Below are 14,531 nucleotides of genomic sequence, written 5' to 3' on the forward strand. Positions count from 1 at the left end.
TTTCTCCTACGAGCCTAGATTGACCAAGATCTCAAGCATCTCGGAAATCGTCGTTATCATGCGCGCCGAGGCGTTGTAGGAATTCTGAATCAGCACCATGCGCGCCATTTCCTCGTCGATATTGACCCCACTAACGGACGTTGCCTGAAAGGAGATTTCGTCAACGAGGTTTTGTCGAAACTCCAGATTGTTCACGACGTTATTTGCTTCCGTGGCGTTCACCGACAGGATTGAGGTGGCGTATTCGATCAAGGTGTTGGCAAGAGGCGGCAGCCCGCCGGCCGAAACAAAATCCAGCTTTTCGGAAAACTTGTTAGCGAGCAACTGCGCGATCGTACCGTCGCCGTTGGCTACGCCCGTATCGCCGAGCGCGGGCGCACCCGTCAGGCTCAAGGCGCCGCGGGAAAGTTTCGCCGGGTCGCTTGCGATGTTGCTTCGAACGGCAAGGACGGCGGATTCTCCGGTGCGGTCCGGCGCGATACCCAGCGAGGAAACAAGCGTTCCCCCGCCGCCGTCGGACAGGAAAAAGTTATCGCCATTCGAATCCGTGATTTTCAAGCGATAGCCACCCCCCTCCTGAACGACCTGCGCCGTGATGTTGACGCCAGCGCCGGAAAGGGTTCCGTTCTGGTTTATCTTGGTTGCGAGGCTATCGAGGGTATCTCCCGCTACGTAGGCGACGGTGGCGGTGAAGGGGGCGGGCCCAGCCGAATTGTAGCCGGAGAAAAGGAGATTACCGCTCAACTGAAGAGGGGCCGTGTTCGAGGTTTGTTGGGCCGTCGAGTAGCCGTCGTAGTTGGCTCCCGTCGTGAATAAATCATTGAGCCCGAAGAAATGGGAGAAGCCCATCGTGTCGTTGCCGACGGCGATGGCGCTGGTGTTTTCGTTGATCGCCACGCGGTTGGCCGGGTTCGTCGCCTGGATGACGAGGCGGCCATTTGCGTTAATGCTTGCCTGGGCGACGGCGGGGGCGAACGCGGCGTTGATCGCATCGACGACGTCCTGCACGTTTGCCGGACTGGGAAGAGAAGCAAGGTCCAGGTCGAAGGCGGCGGCGCCGCCGGAGCCATCATCGGCGAAGTTGCCGTTGGTATCGAGAACAGCGATCCGGACGACGCCGGTGCCGAGGAAGGGATCGGTTCCAGCTACGGTCCGGCTGCCCGTAAGGGCGTTCTGCCCCGGCAGCCCAACGCCCTGGTTGTGCAGCTTGTCGAGCTCGAAGCGAAGCCGAACGGCGAGCGAATCCGCTTCCGCCTGAAGCTGGGGCAGGGAAATGTCGCGAAGGTCGAGGAGCCCTCGCAATTTACCCCCGCGCAAACGGTCCGTAATATCAATGCCGTTCAGGTTGATGGGGCCGAAGGTATTGTTGGCGGAACTGACCAAGGAAGAGGGCGTGAAGCTAAGCGGCATCGCCTGCCGGTCCACCAGCGCGTCTCCCGCGCCGATGGAGACGACGACTTCTCGATTCCCACGGAAGTAATAAGAAATATCGAGATGTTCCGACAGTCGGCTAAGCGCGATATCCCGCTGGTCCTCCAGCTCTGTGGCCTGTTTTCCGGAGCCGACGAGTTTCGAGATGCGCAGGTTCAAATCGGCAATCGTCGAAAGTTGCAAGTTTATCTCTTGAACTTCCGCCGCTATACCGGTTTCCGCCTCAAGCCTTAGCTTCTGAATGTTCGATGAGAGCGCGTTGAAGCGCTGCGCCATCGTCACGGCGGCATTCACGACATCAAGGCGCTGAGAAACGCCCTCTGGGGCGACCGCAAGCGCCTCGAACGTCGTGGCAAGGCTTGTGATCTGGGTGGTGAGCGAGGAGCTTGATCCGAGCGAGCCGAAAAGGTCCTGCATCCGGTCAAAGAATTCTTTCTGGACCGTATGCATACCAAGCGAAGCTGTTTGAGCCCGCAAATCCCGCAACAGAAATTCATCGACTTGGCGTGTGATGCTAGAAACGCGGACACCGGCGCCCATACCTAGGATATTTTGGGCCTCTAGGTTAACGACCTTCCGCGAATAACCTTCCGTGTTTGCATTTGCGACGTTCTGCGTCACAACGTCGATGGCGGTGCGCGTGACGTTGAGGCCGCTGATCGCAGTGAGAAGGGAGATGTTGAGGGACATAAGAAGCTTTCCGCGCTCTCTATAGGTTCTGGTCGAGGGCGATCGAGATGCCTGGCTTCCGCGTGCCTGCCGCCTGGCCGTTGCGGCTGTAGTGGTTTTCCTTTGCGTTCAGCTCGGCAACGGCCCGGGCAATGGCGCGCAGCACGTGGTTGTTTGCCTCCATCGCCGCTTGCAGAGCCAGCGCATTTGACTGGGTGGTTTTCCGAAAGGCGATCTGCCGGTCCTTCAGGCGCTCGACCGCTTCCGGCACAACGTTGCGAAGGTTCTCCGGCCGCTCGCGCAGGCCCCGAAGGTGTTTTTCGTAAACGTGGGCAAGCTCGGCCTTTTCCACCTGTAGGCCGCGAATATCCTCATGTCGGTGTTGACGAAGGAAGGAGGTTTCCCGGTCCATCAGGACGATCAATTGGTCGGTGACCGTCACTAGATCCTCAATTTGGGCTGTCATGTTCATGTCCATTCACCTCCTGCAGTTTCAGGATTTCCGCCATCACCGCATCGGCAACGCCCACACCTCCGCGTTTGGCCATCACTTTTCCGTATTGTTCCGTCAGCATGGATTGGTAGATGGTTTCGCTGAAACCACCGCCGAACGGCCCGTCGGTCTGGATGTTGGCAAACATCGGCGTCAGCATCTGGGCGAGAAAGAGGGCCTCGAACTCCTCCGCCACCTGGCGCGCCTGCTCGGCGCTGCGGGCCGCCTTGGTGTTCGGCTCCGTACTTCGTTGCAACGCCAGAAGCGCAGGGTCAACCGGGGATCGCAGGCCATCCATCACATCACCTCGATTTCGGCCTGGAGCGCACCCGCTGCCTTGATCGTTTGCAGGATGGTGATCAGGTCACGGGGGCCTAGGCCAAGCGCGTTCAGCCCGTTCACGAGTTCCTGCAAGTTCACGCCGCCGCTGAAAACGGCCATTTGTTTGCCGGTGTCTTCGTCGACGGTGATATCCGTTCGCGGTACCGTCGTCGTCGTGCCGGTGGCGGAGAAAGCGGTCGGTTGCGAGACCTGCGGTGTTTCCGTGATGCGAATGGTGAGGTTGCCCTGGGCGATCGCGACGGTGCTAATACGCACGTTTTCGCCCATGACGATCGTGCCGGATTGTTCATCGATGACGACACGCGCCGATTGGTCCGGATCGACGGTTAATTGCTCGATGTCCGTGATCAGGGAAACGATATTTTCCGCGTAGGCCTCCGGCACCTGCAGCGTCACGGTTGCCGAGTCCATGGTCCGCGCGGCAGGCGTATTCAAATGGCCGTTGATGACCTGTGCGATTCGGCTTGCTGTCGTGAAATCGGGATTACGAAGCGAAAGATTGACGCTCTGAAGATTCCCCATATTGAAATCGACTTCGCGTTCAACGATGCCCCCATTGGGGATGCGCCCGTTCGTCGGCACCCCCTTCGTGACGCTGCCGGCGTCGCCCTTCGCGGCAAACCCGCCGACCGCCACTTGGCCTTGCGCGACGGAATAAATTTCACCGTCAGCACCCAGCATGGGTGTAACCAGAAGCGTTCCGCCGAGAAGACTTTCCGCATCGCCCATGGCGCTTACGGAGACGTCGATGCGCCCCCCATGCCGTGCGAAGGGCGGCAGCGTGCCGGTCACCATGACGGCCGCCACGTTGTCCGTTTTGATGTTCTCGTCCCGGACGTTGATGCCGAGCCGCTCGAGCATGCCGATCAGGCTTTGTTTCGTGAAAATCGCGTTCGTGAGCGAATCCCCCGTGCCATTGAGCCCAACGACGAGGCCGTAGCCGACCAACAGGTTTTCGCGAACGCCCTGGAAATCGGCGATGTCTTTGATGCGGGCGGCGGCGTTTCCCGGGCTTGAAGGCAAGGAGCTCGCAAGAAGACAGACGCTGCTGAAAAGCGCGACCAGCCGTTTTCGCGAGCGCTTGCCGAAAACCCTACCGCTTTTTTTCCCCTGCATAGGCCTTCTATCCCTCGCTGGTGTTCTTCGCATGGCCTTCGCTGCGAAAGGCGTGCCAGCTTTTGAAAGAGGTAACGCCTTGATTTTAAAGTTGATTATTTGAGGCCTTTCGTCGGAGTGGCAGGAAAGACCCGACGGCAAGACCGATGTGATCAAGAAAGGGAAAAATTTGCCGCCTTGGCATAGCGGCGGTTTTCCGTCGCTTGCGTCGAGCGGTGGCGCTGGCGCGCCCCTCGCTTAACGACTTTTTAAGAGCAATCGCCGATCCTCGTGTAACGCATGTTTAAGAAGCCGATGTAAGGCCATATTTTTGAATGAAGATTCACGTTACTGGCCCAGGTCGCGCCGGCCAGATCAGGCGCAGCGGAAAAACGACGCGAACGAAGGGCGGTGGGGAATTCATCTCGCATCTGCAGCCATCGTTGCCGGCAGGTCCCGCAGCCGCCACAACGATGCCGACGGCGGTGGAGGGTATCTTCGCGTTGCAAGAAGTTCGCGACGCAACCAGCGAGGCTTCGCAAGCCAAGGCGTTTGCCGAAGGGCTGCTTGACCAGCTCGATGATCTCCGGCACGCTCTCTTGACGGGCAGGGTATCGCCGGAAAAGCTCCGCGGCCTTCAAGAATTCGTGCGCCGGAAGCGAGTCCATGCGGCTGATCCGCGGCTAGCCGAAATCCTGAATGAAATCGAACTCCGCGCCGCCGTCGAACTCGCGAAATATCGCAAGGCGTTGTAAGGCGTTCGATTTGTTCCGCTGGGAACAATGTAACTATCTGAAAATAATTATGTTTTAGGCCGCCCCCCGTCGGCCATGGCGGGTAGCCGCAAGCCTTGCGGTAGGGGGGTTGCTTACCTATACTCCGCACCCGCATTTTTGACCATTCGCGCCACGACGGGCCATCTGATGAAGGTTGAGCTTTCCAAAGACTACCGCCCATCCGAAGACGAACCGTTCATGAATCCCCGCCAGAGGGAATATTTCCGCCGTAAGCTCTTGCAGTGGCGAGAGGATCTCCTGAAGGAATCGAAGGAGACTCTTGAGCATTTGCGGATCGAAAACGGTCAGGAAGCCGATATTGCGGACCGCGCCTCCCTTGAAACGGACCGTTCGATCGAACTGCGGACCCGAGATCGCGAGCGTAAGCTGATCGCAAAGATCGATGAAGCGCTTCTCCGGATCGAAACTGGCACCTATGGCTATTGCGTCGAGACGCGGGAGCCGATCAGCCTCAGTCGACTGGAGGCGCGCCCAATTGCCACGCTTGGTCTTGATGCTCAGGAACGTCACGAAAGAATGGAAAAGACCCACCGGGACGATTAGCGGGCAATTTGGCGGACAACCAAGGAATCAAAACAAGGCCGATGGCGTGTATCGGCCTTGTTTCGTTTCGGGTGATCCCATCCCATCCTCAGAAGGGCCCCATCCTCAGAAGGGGAAGAGAACGTCGTATACCTGTGTTCCGTAGCGCGGCTGCTGGACATCGGAGAGATGCCCGCGGCCGCCATAGGTGATGCGCGCCTCGGCGACTTTTTCATAGCTGATCGTATTCGAGGCGGTAATGTCCTCCGGGCGCACGACTCCGTTGATCAAGAGTTCACGGACTTCGTAATTGATCCGAATCTCCTGGCGCCCTTGAATCACGAGGTTCCCGTTCGGAAGCACTTGATTCACGACGGCGGCAACCTTGAGATTGATCGTTTCGCTACGGTTGACGGAACCGGTGCCCGAAGAAGTTGACGAGCTGTCGGCCTCGACGAGTTTCGTGGGGTCTACCGTTTCCGGCAGTATTTTGCTCAGGCTGTTCTCATAGCCGAGGATTTTCGGAAGGGATGCATCCTCCGCTGTCGTGCGACTGCGCGATGTCGTGTTGGAAACGTTAGCGTTGTCGGCAATCGTGATTGTGACGGTCAGGATATCGCCGGTCCGTGCCGCCCGCTGGTCCTTGAAAAAGGCGCGCGCGCCTGGTCGCCAGAGGGAATTTTCGTGCCGGCTGATTTCCACCGCCGGCATCGGCAGACTCACCGGCTGGTAGTTCGGTTGCTGAACCGGGTTCTGGATTTCGGTAAGCCTTGGTTCTTCGCCGACCTCCGACAATCGCGTCAGCGTCTTGCAGCCGGCAAGCGCCAGGGCCACCGGCAGGACACCAAGAAGCCGGAAGAACCGCACTCGTCCCTTAGCGCACATAACCCGTTCCCCCGCTTGTTGCGATCGGTCCGCGGCTATCGACGCTGACCATATTCCGCCCCGTGACGGTTGCATCGACGATAAATTTGCTCTGCGTATTCATGACGCGAATCGTATCGTTCTGGCCGCCGACGTCCATCGCGCGCCCTTTCGTTCTCAAGGTCATGGAGGGCGTCTCATAGGTTATGGTCACGGTATCACCCTTGGCGACAAGAACTGGCGGGCGAACGTCGTTTCTGGGAATCGATTTTCCGGCCATGATCACCCGCCGCGGCGTGTTTCCGATGAGACCCTCCGCCGACGTCACGGCGTTCGAACTAACCCGGTCCGCCCGCATCTGAATCCATTTGATGTCTTCCTTGCGGATGATATCCCCGGCGTTGGCGTGCTCGCGTAAGACCGGAATAGGTATGGTGGCATAGGCGCGACCGCTTACCTGGAATTCTTTCGCCAGAGGGTCGTTTGCCGGGGAGACCATGAGCGCCGAGAAATACTGAGTCCGTTTGTCGTATTGAAGGTATTTCACGGCAATGGTCGCCGGTTGGTTGGCCGGAACGTGGATCTGCAGGTTCGCGTTCGCGATCTCGATCTTTGCCTCTTCCGGAAGGCCTTGTGCGTTGAGGCTGTCGCGGAGGGCTTCCAGGATTTCCTCTCGGGGTACGGCAGTGCTGGTGCGTTCGATAACGATGCGATCGAAGCGCGACTGCATCTGCCAAGGCAGCCGATAGGCCTTCGCGATACGGTAGAGCCGATCGGCATCGAGGACGATCTGCGCACCTGGTGCGGGCGCCTTGGCGATCGTGATTTCCCCTTTCTCGCCGGCGTCGGTGAAAAGATCGCCGAGCCGGATAACGTCCTCTTCGATGAAGACGTGATCCCGCAACAGGGGTTGGCTCCAGGCCGCGCTTGCCAGCATCGCGCCGACTGCTAAGAAAAAAGCGGTTACCGTAAATTGCTTCATCTTCACTCGCTTTCTAGGTCACCTGGTTGGCCGCCTGCATCATCTCGTCGGCCGTCTGGATAACTTTTGAGTTCATTTCATAGGCGCGTTGAGCCGCAATCAGGGTGGTGATTTCCGTCACCATGTTGACGTTCGAGGATTCGAGAAAACCCTGAAGAACGGTTCCAAAGCCGGTGGAACCGGGCGTGCCGGTGGTGGGACTGCCCGAGGACGCGCTTTCAAGAAACAGATTTCCGCCGACGGCTTGAAGGCCGGCCTCGTTCGGAAAAGTGGCTAGTTCAAGCTGACCGACGTTCTGTGGGCTTGTCTGCCCCGACACCTGAACCAACACTTCGCCGCTCGCGTTGACGGTTACTTGCATCACGTCGGAGGCGATCGTAATACCGGGCAACACCCGGAAGCCATCCGCGTTCACGATCTCGCGACTCGGACTAAGCTGTAGGGACCCCGCCCGGGTATAGGCGATCGCGCCGCTCGGCAGTTCGATCTGGAAATAACCTTTCCCTTCGATCGCTAGATCGAGCGTGTTCTCTGTGCTGACCATATTGCCTTGGCTTGTGATTCGGTAGACGGTGCCGGTCTTCACGCCGGTACCAAGCTGAATGCCGGAGGCATCGATCGTTCCATTATCGCTCGAACTTGAACCGACGAGCTTCAGGTCCTGGTAAAGCAGATCCTGGAATTCCGGGCGTTGGCGCTTGTAGGCCGTCGTATTGAGGTTGGCGATGTTGTTCGCTATTACCTCAACGTTGAGCTGTTGCGCCAGCATCCCGGTTGCTGCAATGTCAAGAGCGCTCATTCCTCATATCCTCTTCTTGTAGGGCACTTGCGTCGCGACGCCTAGTTCGTCTGGGTCAGAGTCTGGATGGCGCGGCGCTTGCGATCGTTTTCGCTTTCAATGAGTTTGTTGGCGGATTCGTAGGCGCGGGCGATCTCAATCATCTTTGTAACTTCCGAAATGGGCTCGACGTTCGACTGCTCGAGCTTGCCTTGTAAAATTTTTGCCTGGTCGGCGGGTTTGGGTTGAAGCGGTGCGCTGAAAAGGCCGTTTTCGGTTCGGCGAAGCTGGTTTTCGTCGTCGAACTGGAACGTCTGGACCTTTCCGATCAGGCCGCTTTCCGTTGAAATCTCGCCTGTGTGGGCGATCGTGATTTCGCGGTCGTTTGGCCCGAGCACAATCGGCCGATTGCTGCTGGAAAGAAGCGGATAGCCATCGGAGGTAACGATTTGTCGCAGTTCGTTCAGCTGAAAATGTCCGTTCCGCGTATAGCGGGTTCCGAGGGGTGTCTCGACGGCGAAATACCCCCTGCCTTCGATAGCCATGTCCAGCGAGTTCGTCGTATCGATCAATTGCCCCATCGCATAGTTGCTGACGATGCCGGTCCCCTGGACAAAGGAAATTTTTTCGTTCTGGCCAGCCTTCGATAGATATTCGGCAAACAGCATCTGTTCGCCCTTGAAGCCCACCGTCGATACGTTCGCGATGTTGTTGGCGATGACGGAAAGCTGCTGCTTCATGAGCACTTGTTTCGATAGGCCGATTAAAGCCGGCGTATCCATATCCTTATCCCTCGCTAGGTGGCGTGGCTGTCCCCGCCCGAAGGAAATGCACGGGGCGTGCCAAAAAATAATGCATTGTTTTCAAGTGGTTAAGTAAAAGCCGGGTGGTCTTTTCCGAGGCTGGACACGCCCATCGGAAAGAGCTGCCCGGCAGTTCTTGCCGTGAACGGAGGCAATAGCGACAGAAGGGGTCTGGATTTCAATCACCTGTTAACCCTTCTTTTCTAGGCTTTGGCGGTTAGGTAGCCCCGCCGCAAGCCGATGCTGCCGCGGAGGCGCCGCCGTTACGAACGAGGGACTCGAGGATGGCAAAGCCCGAAAAGGGAAAAAAGGAGATCGAGGCGGTCGAAGAGGCCGAAGCGGAGGCTTCGGAGGAAGCCAAGGGAGAAGAGGGCGAGCAGGCAGAGGGGGAAAAGGAAAAGAAACGCCTGCCCGGCAAGAAGCTCATTCTCTTTTATGCCCTGCCGGCCGTGCTGGCGATCAGCATCGGGGCGGCGTTGGCGATTATCCTTTTTGATGGCCCCCTCTCCGGCGGGGAAGCAGGCTCGGAAAAAATTGCGGAAAAAACGGCTGGCGAGAGCGAGCCGTTGAAGCCAGCCGTCTTTTACGAGGTCCCGGAAATCCTCGTGAACCTGAATGCGAAGGGGAGAAAGGCCAGCTATCTGAAGATTAGCGTGAGTTTGGAACTCGAGAGCTCGAACGACATTCCGCAAATCGAAGCGGTCTTGCCGCGGATCGTCGACAAGTTCCAGGTTTACCTTCGGGAATTGCGCGTCGAAGACTTGAGCGGTTCGGCTGGCATGTATCGGCTGCGCGAGGAATTGCTGCGCAGGGTGGTTATCGCCGCCGAGCCGGCAAAGGTGAAGGACATTCTATTCAAAGAAATGTTGATTCAATAGGTTCGATAGGAAGGGCGCGAATGGCAGAATCGACCGATTCCGGGTCAATGGGAAACGAGACGAAACCCGCCGAAGCAGGCGCATCCGCCGAGGAGCAGGAACGCCTCGCGGCCGAATGGGAAGCCATGGCAGAGGGGGACGATGCGGGCCAGGCGGATGCAACGGGCGGAGAGGCGATTTCGGAGCAGGAGCGGGAGCAGGAGACGGCCGCCAAGACCAAGGCGCGCGTTCTCAACCAGGAAGAAATCGATTCGCTTCTTGGTTTCGATGAAAGGGACAGCGAATCCGGTGATACCGGCATCAAGGCAATTATCAATAGTGCGCTCGTTTCCTATGAGCGCCTGCCTATGCTGGAAGTCGTTTATGACCGGCTGATCCGGATGCTGTCGACGAGCCTTCGCAACTTCACATCCGACAACGTCGAAGTCACTATTGAAAACATCACGTCCGTTCGCTTCGGGGATTATTTGAATTCCATTCCCTTGCCGGCGATGATGGGCGTCTACAAGGCCGAGGAATGGGATGGCTATGGGCTGCTGACGATCGACAGCGCCCTGATCTATTCGATCGTAGATGTGCTTCTCGGCGGCCGGCGGGGGACGACGATTCTGCGGGTCGAGGGGCGCCCCTATACGACGATTGAGCGGGAGTTGGTCCAGCGCATGGTCTCCATTGTGCTGGCGGATTTGGGCGCCGCTTTCGAGCCTTTGAATCCAGTCACTTTTCAATTCGAACGGCTGGAAACCAATCCCCGATTCGCCACAATCTGCCGCAATTCCAACGCCGCCATTCTGGCGGTTCTCCGCGTGGATATGGAGGACCGCGGCGGGCAGATGGAACTCGTCATGCCCTATGCGACGCTGGAACCGATACGCGAACTGCTTCTGCAAATGTTTCTCGGCGAGAAATTTGGGCGTGACACGATCTGGGAGGAACACCTTGCCGGCGAATTATGGCGCACGGACGTGCAAATCGAGGCGGTCTTGGATGAAATCCAGCTTTCCTTGAGGGACGTCCTAAACCTGAAGGTCGGCGAGCAGATTCTTCTGAATGCGACTCCGGAAAGCAACGTGCGGGTGCGGTGCGGGGACGTCCAGCTCTTTGATGGAAAGATCGGTCGCAAGGGCGGCCACATCGCCGTTCAGATCGGCGCCTCCAAAATCCTGAAAAACAACGTTCACGCAAATGGAGAGAAAAATTGACGATTTCCCTGTTACTTGACGGGTTTCTGATCCTCCTCCTTGGCGCGACTCTTGTGTACGCCGCTCGGCTGAGCCGACGTTTGTCCGGGCTACGGAAGGATAGAGAAGTTCTCGAGAAGGTGCTTTCCGACTTTAGCGCCGCCACGCAACGGGCAGAGGAAAGCGTATACCGTCTCAAGACGATTGCTGACGTGTCGTCGAAGGAACTGCAACGGCAGACAGATCTTGCGCGCTCCTTACGAGATGATCTCGCTTTTTTGAGCGATCGCGGCGAAATTATCGCCGACCGCCTGACCGATTCGGTGCGGTCCGGCGGCAAAGGCAAGGCCGGCGAAACGGCGGAGATGAAGATAAAGCCCGTTACCTCGGTGCCTGGGCATCGCCTGCCGCGTGGCCAGATGAGATCCAAGGCCGAGCGGGAATTAATCGAAGCCCTTCAAGCCGTTCGTTAGGAAGCACCCCATGTTTAAACCGCGTCTCCTTCCCGTCACGATCTTCACCCTCGTGCTGATACTGGGCATTAAAACGGGGGGGGTTTGGGAAGGGCTTTCGCTAAGTGGTACGTCGGTTTCCGCGGCGGAAGCGGAGACGGAAGAGAAAGCGCCGGAAGGCCAGCCGGTCGTTCCGGCGGCGGCGGAAAAAGTAAGCGTGGAATCGGATGCGGTCGCTTCCAAGGAGCCTGCTCAGGACCCGGCCGAGCTGAGCCAAGCCGAAATTGACGTTCTCCAACAACTTCTCGACCGTCGCAAGGAGCTTGACGCGCGGGCCCAGCAGTTGAATACCCGGGAAGAACTGCTGATGGCGACCGAGCAGCGAATCGACAAGAAAATCACCGAACTCAAGACGATTCAAGGAACCATCGCCAGCTATCTAAAGCAGCATGACGAAGAAGAAGAGGCAAAGCTCAAAAGCCTGGTCAAGATTTACGAACAGATGAAGCCAAAAAACGCCGCGCAGATCTTCGAGCGACTGGAAATGCCCATTCTTCTCGATGTCGTCGAGCGCATGAAAGAATCAAAGGTTTCCCCAATCATCGCGCAGATGGACCCCGTGAAAGCCGAGAGCGTGACAAGCGAGCTTGCGCTTCGCCGCCAATTGCCACCCCCTGGCAAGTAACCCCTTTCTTACCCCTATTTACTTTAATTTAACCGTCAACGATTAGGGTTTTCGGTGAGGAACGTCCATGCACAACACACTGGATGGAGTAAGAAATGGCCATCGACAGGAACATGCGCATCCTGATTGTGGATGACTATAAAACCATGCTCCGAATCATACGCAATCTTCTGAAGCAGCTTAGTTTTAATAATATCGAAGATGCGATGGACGGAGGTGGCGCCCTGCAGAAATTGCGAGAAAAGGAATTCGGTCTGGTCATCTCCGATTGGAACATGGAGCCAATGACGGGGTTGGAGCTGTTGAAGGAGGTGCGCGCCGACGACAAGCTCAAAAAAATTCCCTTCATTATGATCACAGCGGAGAGCAAGACCGAGAACGTCATCGTTGCGAAGAAGGCGGGTGTTTCAAACTACATCGTGAAGCCTTTCAACGCGGAAACCCTGAAAAGCAAACTCGTCAGCGTGTTTGGCGAGTTCTAGGAATGGGAAATGACGAAAAACATACGGGTAGCCTCTCAAAAGACGACCGATTCAGGTCGGACGGATGAGATCGTCCGAGTCGTGGAATCCACCGTCAAAGCAATGCAAGATAACCCATCCGGGTTTGCGGAGAAGCTGTATCGCGAATTCGAATCTCTAGCCGGTTTTATTCAGAAAGCAAGGACAGAAGTCGCCTCTCTTTGCCCGGAAGAAATTCGCGCCAAGCATATCCCCTCGGCGACGGACGAGCTGGACGCGATTGTGACGGCGACAGAGCGCGCGACGGGCGAGATTCTCGATTCGACGGAAAAGATCGAGGCCGTTTTTGGAAAAGTGAACGACGAGGTTCGGGAAGCATTGAACAGCGCGGTCACGAACATCTACGAGGCGTGCAGCTTCCAGGACATCACCGGCCAACGTGTCAGCAAGATCGTCACGACTCTCAAGCAGATCGAGGAAAAACTCCAAGGGCTGGCCGACGTTTTTAGCGGACATCTGCCGATTTCAACGACGGAACAAAAAACAGCGCCGCGCGAGGACCCGATGGACGAGAAGGCCCTGCTGCACGGGCCTCAGCTGCCGGGTGCCGCAAAAAGCCAGGAAGAGATTGACGCCTTGCTCCAGAATCTTGATTAGCGTGGTCGGTGGACGATGGATGCCTTGGAGGGACTCAAGCCAAAACAACAAAACGACCCGAGCATCGTTCTGTTCGTGGGTCTCTATCTATTACTGCTGGCCTTCTTCGTTCTGCTGAACGTCATGTCCACGATCGATCAGCAACGCGTGCGCATGGTAATCGACAGCCTTTCCACGACCTTCCGCTCGGATTTTGGGCCACTCGCATCGAAACCCGTCTACAGTTCTGCTTCGGAGGCGCCCCTCGTTTCGAACCAGTTTCTGAGCGACATTGAGCAGTTGCTCGAGAACGCCATGCCGGTAGACCAGGTTGATGTCCTCGTCTATGGGGACATGTTGGAAATTCTACTCGAAGCCGACACGCTGTTCGTTCCCGGCAATGCCGAGATCCGGCCGGAACACGCGGATCTTGTTCGCCGGCTTCAGGAAGTCGTGGTCTCTGGTTTGGCGGGCCTTGGTTACAACATGGGAATCCTGATGAGCAGTCCGCCCATTCCCAGGCATGCCCTGGCTGCTGGGCAGACACTCGAAATGGCGCGCACGGGCACACTTGCGCGGCGCATGGTCGAATACGGCGCCCGGCCCAGCACAATATACACCGCCATTGAAACGGTTAAGCCAGGTCAGTTGCGGTTGCTTTTCCGAATTATCGGAGAAGGCGATGGCGAGATTTTGTTTCGGCAATCGGCCGACACGGATAAGGGCGGATAGGACGTAGAGCAAGATGGACGACGCATCCTTTTCCGTAGAACCACCGAAGCAGCCGAACGTCGCCTGGATGCTGACATTCGCGGATATGGTTTCGCTGCTGCTGACGTTTTTCGTCATGCTGTTCTCGATGTCCACCCTCGCATCGGAAAAGTGGGAGGACGTCGTCCGTGCCCTGGAACAAAGCCTTAACCCGGGCCGCCAAACCCTCCATGTGGAGCCCACGTCTTCTCACGATATCCGGAATGTGCATGTCGAGCGGACGACGGACCTGGGTTATCTAGGGACCGTCCTGCGCGAGCAAATGGTCAAGGACCCGACGCTTTCCCGAGGCTTTATCACGGAGCGCGAGAAGTATCTCTTGATTTCCCTGCCGAGCGACATCCTTTTCAACCGCGGAACGGCGGAGATTACCCGTTCCTCCAGCCAGGCACTCTTTATCCTTGGCGGCGTCCTCCAGAACTTGCACAACCAGATTGATGTCGTCGGTCACGCCGATCCCATTCCAACGGTAGGCACGCGCTTTACCTCGAATTGGGAGCTTTCGCTTGCGCGTTCGATCGCCGTCGCGGCAGAACTCCGGCGCTTCGGTTATCGCAAAGAGATCGTCGCTTACGGTCAAGGGGACGCGGAATTTACAAACCTTACCTTGGCGATTTCCGATAGCCAACGGTATGAGATGGCGCGGCGGGTGGATATCATCATTCGCGATTCGAAGGGCGGGACTTAGGCG

General features: G+C 57.3%; 18 protein-coding genes. 10 read left to right on the plus strand and 8 right to left on the minus strand.

The annotated features are described in order from the left end of the window. Positions 1 to 6 precede the first annotated feature (6 nt). The 4 genes from flgK to AB1781_00225 are packed head-to-tail and all read right to left on the minus strand — an operon-like array spanning position 7 to position 4,051. Positions 7 to 2,121: a flagellar hook-associated protein FlgK gene (gene flgK, locus AB1781_00210; GenBank protein MEW5703005.1), complete on the minus strand. Its 2,115-nt coding sequence runs from the start codon at positions 2,119 to 2,121 to the stop codon at positions 7 to 9. A gap of 19 nt (positions 2,122 to 2,140) precedes the next feature. Then, a complete protein-coding gene (locus AB1781_00215) occupies positions 2,141 to 2,572 on the minus strand; it encodes a hypothetical protein (protein ID MEW5703006.1) in 432 nt (143 codons plus the stop codon). Then, positions 2,550 to 2,891, minus strand: a complete 342-nt coding sequence (locus AB1781_00220) for a rod-binding protein (protein ID MEW5703007.1) — start codon at positions 2,889 to 2,891, stop codon at positions 2,550 to 2,552. Before AB1781_00220 ends, AB1781_00215 begins: the two co-directional genes overlap by 23 nt. Continuing rightward, positions 2,891 to 4,051, minus strand: a complete 1,161-nt coding sequence (locus AB1781_00225) for a flagellar basal body P-ring protein FlgI (GenBank protein MEW5703008.1) — start codon at positions 4,049 to 4,051, stop codon at positions 2,891 to 2,893. The genes AB1781_00220 and AB1781_00225 overlap by 1 nt, the downstream gene beginning before the upstream one ends. Before the next feature lie 314 nt (positions 4,052 to 4,365). Here AB1781_00225 and AB1781_00230 point away from each other — a divergent pair, with 314 nt between their 5' ends. Further along, positions 4,366 to 4,785 carry a flagellar assembly protein FliX gene (locus AB1781_00230; GenBank protein ID MEW5703009.1) on the plus strand — a complete coding sequence of 140 codons (420 nt, stop codon included), beginning with the start codon at positions 4,366 to 4,368 and terminating at the stop codon, positions 4,783 to 4,785. Between the two features lie 168 nt (positions 4,786 to 4,953). Then, positions 4,954 to 5,370 carry an RNA polymerase-binding protein DksA gene (gene dksA / locus AB1781_00235; protein MEW5703010.1) on the plus strand — a complete coding sequence of 139 codons (417 nt, stop codon included), beginning with the start codon at positions 4,954 to 4,956 and terminating at the stop codon, positions 5,368 to 5,370. Between the two features lie 105 nt (positions 5,371 to 5,475). Here dksA and flgH read toward each other — a convergent pair whose 3' ends face one another. The 4 genes from flgH to flgF are packed head-to-tail and all read right to left on the minus strand — an operon-like array spanning position 5,476 to position 8,755. Further along, positions 5,476 to 6,234, minus strand: a complete 759-nt coding sequence (flgH, locus tag AB1781_00240) for a flagellar basal body L-ring protein FlgH (protein MEW5703011.1) — start codon at positions 6,232 to 6,234, stop codon at positions 5,476 to 5,478. After that, positions 6,224 to 7,195: a flagellar basal body P-ring formation chaperone FlgA gene (gene flgA, locus AB1781_00245; GenBank protein MEW5703012.1), complete on the minus strand. Its 972-nt coding sequence runs from the start codon at positions 7,193 to 7,195 to the stop codon at positions 6,224 to 6,226. The genes flgH and flgA overlap by 11 nt, the downstream gene beginning before the upstream one ends. Positions 7,196 to 7,208: 13 nt before the next feature. Then, positions 7,209 to 7,994 carry a flagellar basal-body rod protein FlgG gene (flgG, locus tag AB1781_00250; GenBank protein MEW5703013.1) on the minus strand — a complete coding sequence of 262 codons (786 nt, stop codon included), beginning with the start codon at positions 7,992 to 7,994 and terminating at the stop codon, positions 7,209 to 7,211. A 41-nt stretch (positions 7,995 to 8,035) separates the two neighbouring features. After that, a complete protein-coding gene (gene flgF / locus AB1781_00255) occupies positions 8,036 to 8,755 on the minus strand; it encodes a flagellar basal-body rod protein FlgF (GenBank protein ID MEW5703014.1) in 720 nt (239 codons plus the stop codon). 305 nt (positions 8,756 to 9,060) lie between these two features. On the opposite strand from flgF, the gene AB1781_00260 reads away from it, so the two are divergent. The 8 genes from AB1781_00260 to AB1781_00295 all read left to right on the plus strand — a co-directional run bounded on the left by AB1781_00260 (position 9,061) and on the right by AB1781_00295 (position 14,528). Next, positions 9,061 to 9,654, plus strand: a complete 594-nt coding sequence (locus AB1781_00260) for a flagellar basal body-associated FliL family protein (protein ID MEW5703015.1) — start codon at positions 9,061 to 9,063, stop codon at positions 9,652 to 9,654. Between the two features lie 47 nt (positions 9,655 to 9,701). Next, entirely contained in the window at positions 9,702 to 10,856 is a 1,155-nt protein-coding gene (gene fliM, locus AB1781_00265) for a flagellar motor switch protein FliM (GenBank protein MEW5703016.1), read from the plus strand. Next, positions 10,853 to 11,308: a DUF6468 domain-containing protein gene (locus tag AB1781_00270; protein ID MEW5703017.1), complete on the plus strand. Its 456-nt coding sequence runs from the start codon at positions 10,853 to 10,855 to the stop codon at positions 11,306 to 11,308. Before fliM ends, AB1781_00270 begins: the two co-directional genes overlap by 4 nt. A 10-nt stretch (positions 11,309 to 11,318) precedes the next feature. Next, positions 11,319 to 11,972, plus strand: a complete 654-nt coding sequence (locus AB1781_00275) for a hypothetical protein (GenBank protein ID MEW5703018.1) — start codon at positions 11,319 to 11,321, stop codon at positions 11,970 to 11,972. A 95-nt stretch (positions 11,973 to 12,067) separates the two neighbouring features. Next, complete coding sequence (locus tag AB1781_00280; protein ID MEW5703019.1) at positions 12,068 to 12,454, plus strand: response regulator; 387 nt, start codon at positions 12,068 to 12,070, stop codon at positions 12,452 to 12,454. A gap of 9 nt (positions 12,455 to 12,463) precedes the next feature. Further along, on the plus strand, positions 12,464 to 13,090 hold the full coding sequence (locus AB1781_00285; protein MEW5703020.1) for a protein phosphatase CheZ: 627 nt from the start codon (positions 12,464 to 12,466) through the stop codon (positions 13,088 to 13,090). A gap of 15 nt (positions 13,091 to 13,105) precedes the next feature. Next, positions 13,106 to 13,801: a flagellar motor protein MotB gene (locus tag AB1781_00290; GenBank protein ID MEW5703021.1), complete on the plus strand. Its 696-nt coding sequence runs from the start codon at positions 13,106 to 13,108 to the stop codon at positions 13,799 to 13,801. Positions 13,802 to 13,814: 13 nt separating this feature from the next. Then, complete coding sequence (locus tag AB1781_00295; protein ID MEW5703022.1) at positions 13,815 to 14,528, plus strand: flagellar motor protein MotB; 714 nt, start codon at positions 13,815 to 13,817, stop codon at positions 14,526 to 14,528. Positions 14,529 to 14,531 lie beyond the last annotated feature (3 nt).

This window comes from Pseudomonadota bacterium, assembly GCA_040752895.1.
Taxonomy (GTDB): Bacteria; Pseudomonadota; Alphaproteobacteria.

What these genes read in the sequence shown, in the direction of transcription:
- flgK (MEW5703005.1), bottom strand. Translation starts at nt 2,121, where the DNA reads ATGTCCCTCAACATCTCCCTTCTCACTGCGATCAGCGGCCTCAACGTC.
- AB1781_00215 (MEW5703006.1), bottom strand. Translation starts at nt 2,572, where the DNA reads ATGAACATGACAGCCCAAATTGAGGATCTAGTGACGGTCACCGACCAA.
- AB1781_00220 (MEW5703007.1), bottom strand. Translation starts at nt 2,891, where the DNA reads ATGGATGGCCTGCGATCCCCGGTTGACCCTGCGCTTCTGGCGTTGCAA.
- AB1781_00225 (MEW5703008.1), bottom strand. Translation starts at nt 4,051, where the DNA reads ATGCAGGGGAAAAAAAGCGGTAGGGTTTTCGGCAAGCGCTCGCGAAAA.
- AB1781_00230 (MEW5703009.1), top strand. Translation starts at nt 4,366, where the DNA reads ATGAAGATTCACGTTACTGGCCCAGGTCGCGCCGGCCAGATCAGGCGC.
- dksA (MEW5703010.1), top strand. Translation starts at nt 4,954, where the DNA reads ATGAAGGTTGAGCTTTCCAAAGACTACCGCCCATCCGAAGACGAACCG.
- flgH (MEW5703011.1), bottom strand. Translation starts at nt 6,234, where the DNA reads ATGTGCGCTAAGGGACGAGTGCGGTTCTTCCGGCTTCTTGGTGTCCTG.
- flgA (MEW5703012.1), bottom strand. Translation starts at nt 7,195, where the DNA reads ATGAAGCAATTTACGGTAACCGCTTTTTTCTTAGCAGTCGGCGCGATG.
- flgG (MEW5703013.1), bottom strand. Translation starts at nt 7,994, where the DNA reads ATGAGCGCTCTTGACATTGCAGCAACCGGGATGCTGGCGCAACAGCTC.
- flgF (MEW5703014.1), bottom strand. Translation starts at nt 8,755, where the DNA reads ATGGATACGCCGGCTTTAATCGGCCTATCGAAACAAGTGCTCATGAAG.
- AB1781_00260 (MEW5703015.1), top strand. Translation starts at nt 9,061, where the DNA reads ATGGCAAAGCCCGAAAAGGGAAAAAAGGAGATCGAGGCGGTCGAAGAG.
- fliM (MEW5703016.1), top strand. Translation starts at nt 9,702, where the DNA reads ATGGGAAACGAGACGAAACCCGCCGAAGCAGGCGCATCCGCCGAGGAG.
- AB1781_00275 (MEW5703018.1), top strand. Translation starts at nt 11,319, where the DNA reads ATGTTTAAACCGCGTCTCCTTCCCGTCACGATCTTCACCCTCGTGCTG.
- AB1781_00280 (MEW5703019.1), top strand. Translation starts at nt 12,068, where the DNA reads ATGGCCATCGACAGGAACATGCGCATCCTGATTGTGGATGACTATAAA.
- AB1781_00285 (MEW5703020.1), top strand. Translation starts at nt 12,464, where the DNA reads ATGACGAAAAACATACGGGTAGCCTCTCAAAAGACGACCGATTCAGGT.
- AB1781_00290 (MEW5703021.1), top strand. Translation starts at nt 13,106, where the DNA reads ATGGATGCCTTGGAGGGACTCAAGCCAAAACAACAAAACGACCCGAGC.
- AB1781_00295 (MEW5703022.1), top strand. Translation starts at nt 13,815, where the DNA reads ATGGACGACGCATCCTTTTCCGTAGAACCACCGAAGCAGCCGAACGTC.